This is a genomic window from Afipia birgiae 34632 (assembly GCF_000308295.2).
GTDB lineage: Bacteria > Pseudomonadota > Alphaproteobacteria > Rhizobiales > Xanthobacteraceae > Afipia > Afipia birgiae.
The window spans coordinates 107,263-109,762 of sequence record NZ_HG326655.1 but is presented as its reverse complement, the minus strand read 5'-3'; the positions used below and the strand labels follow the sequence as shown (position 1 = coordinate 109,762).

The following is a 2,500-nucleotide window of genomic DNA, read 5'->3' as shown; positions in this document are numbered from 1 at the left end:
AAGAACTCTTCGCCAGACCGAAAGCGTTCGTGCTGCAATCGTATCTAAGCCAGAGTTCTTTTCGACGTAATCATCAGCCCCATCTTCTAGTAAGCCTGATGCTTCTGTTGCCGCGGAATAACTTGAGCAAACAATAACTCCCGCATTTGTAGTTCTCACTACGTCGCGCACAAAAGCCTTGCCTACTTCCGCATGAAGAGGCCCTTCTCCGACCTTCTCCGATATATTCAAATCTAGGAAATAGATGTCGATGGTGTCGTCTTGCAGATAAATGCGAGCACTATTGAGATCGTCGACAATATCAATTTCGCACTTCAATCGCCCGATTGCCGTGATAGGAGCGCGGAGCGCTCTCTTTACCGCCGAAGCATGTATCAAATCATCATCTACGATGAGGATTCTTGGCGACGGAAACACTGTCCGTCGTCAGATAATTTGAGACAGATGGCGGGCTGATCTAGCGGAGGCTCTGGCCCATCTCGGTTGACATTTTAAGCGGCGGCTTTGCGATGTAGCAAGCGCCGCTGTTCGATGGTCTTTCGCTTGATCCTTTCTCTCTGCAACAGGACAGTTTGGCCGCGCCCGAAGTAAACGTCGGCGGGGGTGAGATTGTCCAGGCTCTCGTGGTAGCGGCGATGGTTGTAGCGCTCGACGAAAGCCGCGATCTGGGCTTCGAGATCACCCGGCAGGAAGTAGTTCTCCAGCAGGATACGGTTCTTGAGCGTCTGGTGCCAGCGCTCGATCTTGCCCTGGGTCTGAGGATGGTTCGGTGCACCGCGGGTGTGATCCATGTCGCGCTCCTGAAGCCATTGCGCCAGCTCGCCGGCGACGTAGCACGGCCCGTAGCACCTACGGAAGGAATGAGGAGAGGTCACTGAGCAGCGGTGCGCGCAGCCTTTCGCTGCAAGCGCGCACCGGCTGAGGTGGCCATGGCCGATCAAGGTTTCTCTAGAATGCGAATGTTCACAACCCATTCGGGAGAGACCGACCATGACCAGCCCAAATGTTATACTCGCCGATGCCGTGTTGGTAGCCATCGATATTGCCAAGGTTTGCAATGAAGTTCTGATCGAGGCTCCGAGCCATAAACGCCGGCGCCGGCTGCCGGTCCTCAACACCCGTGCGGAGCATGATCGGCTGATTGAGATTCTGCAGACGTATGGCCGACCGGTGGTCTGCGGCTTTGAAGCCACCGGGAACTATCATCGTCCCATTGCATGGCGCCTGGCTGAAGCCGGCTTCGAGGTGCGGCTGGTGTCGTCGCTGGCGCTCGCTCGAACTCGGGAGGCCCTGCACAACAGTTGGGACAAGAATGACCCCAAGGATGCGCAGGTGATCCTTCACATGCTCAGGATCCAAGCGACGCAGGCCTACCATGATCCGCTGCGCGCTGGCATCAACGATGTGCAGGAACTGTCGAAGACGCATGAAGCAGTCGCCAGGGCCAAGACCGAGATCCAGCATCGTATCCTGACGCACTACCTGCCGCTGTATTTTCCAGAGATCGATCGCTTCCGGGGCAACAGCCGCAGCGATTGGTTCTTCGCTTTCCTCGATGCGTTTCCAACGCCGGCAAGTATCACGACGCTAACGAAGGAGGCGTTTGTGGCCGGAGCCTGGGACGTCGTCGGCCGCAAAGTCAGCAAGACGCAGATTCTAATGGATATTTACGAGACGGCGCGCACATCAATCGGATTGCCGTTGCCGCTGGATGCCCCTGCTATTCGCATGTTCCGGATGGTCGTCGCCGAAGCACGCAGCCTGATCCGACAACGCAATGAGATCGAGACGCAGGCTGACGAACTGCTGCGATATAGCCAAGATTATCATCTCCTGCGGCAGATCCCGGGTATCGGGCCGATCAATGCGCTGACGATCATTGCCGAGGCTGGAGATCTTCGCCGCTTCCATCATCATCGCCAGTTTCTTAAATTCTGCGGACTGGATCTTTCGACACAGCAGTCAGGCCAGTATCGAGGCCAGACCCGCCTTTCCAAGTTCGGCAATGCGCGACTGCGCCGCACCCTGTGGATCGCCGGACAGGTCGCCATCCGCCAGCGCGAGAACGGATTCCGGCACAAGTTCGAACGCTACATCGCGAGAGATCGCGACAATCCCGATCTGCGCCGCAAGGCGATGACCGCTATTACCGCCAAGATGGCGCGTGTCGTCCACGCCGTCGTCAAAGGCGGTTCCGACTACCGGCCCTTCGTTGAGGGGCGGGTGCCAGGTGGAAGAACCTCTGTCAGTTAGGGCCGTGAGGGCATCGCTTCGATGACCCTGTAGATAATGTTCGGGTCTTCCACCTGGATCAGAAGCTCGTGTTGAGGACGGTGAGGGCCGCAATCGGCGTACCCTGTGTTTGCTATGGACGAGATCTTTTCCTTTACTCGTGGAAGCCGCCTGGTTCGACCATGCAACTTGACGAGCGTCATGCTGCGAGAGCATGCTGGCGTACAGAGAGACTTTTGACTGTCCTCTCTATTTCCTTCCGCTCTTA

General features: G+C 56.9%; 1 protein-coding gene and 2 pseudogenes (1 of these 3 cut by a window edge). 1 reads left to right on the top strand and 2 read right to left on the bottom strand.

All coding sequences use genetic code 11. From position 1 onward, the window contains the following. Positions 1-417, bottom strand: partial view of a response regulator transcription factor gene (locus BN32_RS26545; protein ID WP_084494596.1) — the 5' portion only. Its footprint begins 360 nt before the window's first position; the window shows 417 of its 777 coding nt (coding positions 1-417); it begins with the start codon at positions 415-417; its stop codon lies off the left edge, out of view. 74 nt (positions 418-491) lie between these two features. After that, a pseudogene (locus BN32_RS23515) lies at positions 492-911 on the bottom strand (integrase core domain-containing protein); the annotation flags it as partial. A gap of 79 nt (positions 912-990) precedes the next feature. Here BN32_RS23515 and BN32_RS23510 point away from each other — a divergent pair. Continuing rightward, positions 991-2,278, top strand: a pseudogene (locus tag BN32_RS23510) (IS110 family RNA-guided transposase). The last annotated feature ends 222 nt before the right edge of the window (positions 2,279-2,500 follow it).